This window comes from Caulobacter endophyticus, from assembly GCF_003116815.1.
Lineage (GTDB): Bacteria > Pseudomonadota > Alphaproteobacteria > Caulobacterales > Caulobacteraceae > Caulobacter > Caulobacter endophyticus.
Map to the genome: position 1 here is coordinate 1 of NZ_QDKQ01000008.1, position 1358 is coordinate 1358.

A 1358-nucleotide genomic window follows, 5' to 3' on the forward strand; every position below is an offset into this window, starting at 1 on the left:
GGCCGGCGGCTGGGCCGGCGCGGCCGGGGCGGCGGTCTGGGCGATGGCGACGCCCGAGAGCAGCGCCATGGCCGCCGCGGCGGAGAGGAAGCGCGTCACATACATGGCCTGGTCCTTTCGCTTGAAACTCAGGCCGGCTTTACGCTCCAGATTGCGACTCCGTTGCAGATGATCACGGCCTCGTGATCCAGACTTCGCCGTTACTTGAAAAAGAACACCAGCGCAGCGCCGGCGAAGATCAGCAGGAAGCCCAGCATGGTGGTCCAGCGGATGGTCTCTCCGAGATAGAAATAGGAGAACAACGTGAAGACGATCAGCGTGATCGCTTCTTGGCCGGTCTTAAGCTGAGCCGTGGAATAGACGCCGTGGCCGATGCGGTTGGCAGGAACCGCCAGCATGTACTCGGGAAGCGCGATCAACCAGCTGCTGAGGATCGCTACCGGCAAGGCCAGGGGCTTGCCCTTCAGGTGACCGTACCAGGCATAGGTCATGAACACGTTCGAGCAGACGAGCAGCGCCCAGAGGGCGATCTTGGCCCACAGGGGCGTCATCGGAGAATCCTTCGGAACGGCGGAAGAGCGGCCATTGTAGACGTTGCGCGACGCCCCGCGCCACGGCGGCGCTGGACGACGTAATTGCCGTAGAAGCGCGCAAACTGAGCGACCGATGATACTTTTTCGGGCGCCTTGCCTCTTTCCTTTCCAATTGCCTACCCGGCGCCCCCGCTGGAGGAACCGTCACCGATAGCGTGCGAGCGCCGGGGAAACGACGCGGCCTGTCCGGCGGCGTCGCGGTGATCGAGTGAGCAAATCCGCTCTAGCTATCAACAAAGGGGGGTCCGCCGAAGGCGGGCCGGAGCAAGCCGGATGAAACTGATCATAGCGGTCGTCAAACCCTTCAAGCTGGACGAGGTCCGCGAGGCGCTGGTCGCCGCCGGCGTCGAAGGCCTGACGGTGTCGGAAGTGAAGGGTTACGGCCGCCAGAAGGGCCAGACCGAGATCTATCGCGGCGCGGAGTACCAAGTGAACTTCGTGCCGAAAGTGAAGCTGGAAGCCGTGGTGGACGATGCGTCCGCGGCCAAGGCGGTCGAAGCGGTCAAGGCCGCCGCGGCCACGGGCAAGATCGGCGACGGCAAGATCTTCGTCCTCAATGTCGAAGAAGCCGTACGCATCCGGACGGGCGAAACCGGCCCGGCCGCTCTGTAACGATCGTCGGGGAAAGGGGATACCAACGATGAAATTGACCTTTAAGCCGCTGGCCGGGCTGATGCTCGCCGCGACGCTCGCGGGGGCGCCGCTCGGCGCGACCGCCTTCGCCCAGGAGGCCGCTCCGGCCGCCGCCGCCGCGCCCGCCGAGGC

2 protein-coding genes are annotated in these 1358 nt (G+C 65.1%); one reads left to right on the forward strand and one right to left on the reverse strand.

What is annotated here, in order from left to right:
• Window positions 1–200: 200 nt before the first annotated feature.
• Window positions 201–551, reverse strand: coding sequence for a DMT family protein (locus DDF67_RS00725; RefSeq protein ID WP_109099068.1), 351 nt, complete (start codon window positions 549–551; stop codon window positions 201–203).
• Between the two features lie 315 nt (window positions 552–866).
• On the opposite strand from DDF67_RS00725, the gene DDF67_RS00730 reads away from it, so the two are divergent.
• On the forward strand, window positions 867–1205 hold the full coding sequence (locus tag DDF67_RS00730) for a P-II family nitrogen regulator (RefSeq protein ID WP_035046383.1): 339 nt from the start codon (window positions 867–869) through the stop codon (window positions 1203–1205).
• The last annotated feature ends 153 nt before the right edge of the window (window positions 1206–1358 follow it).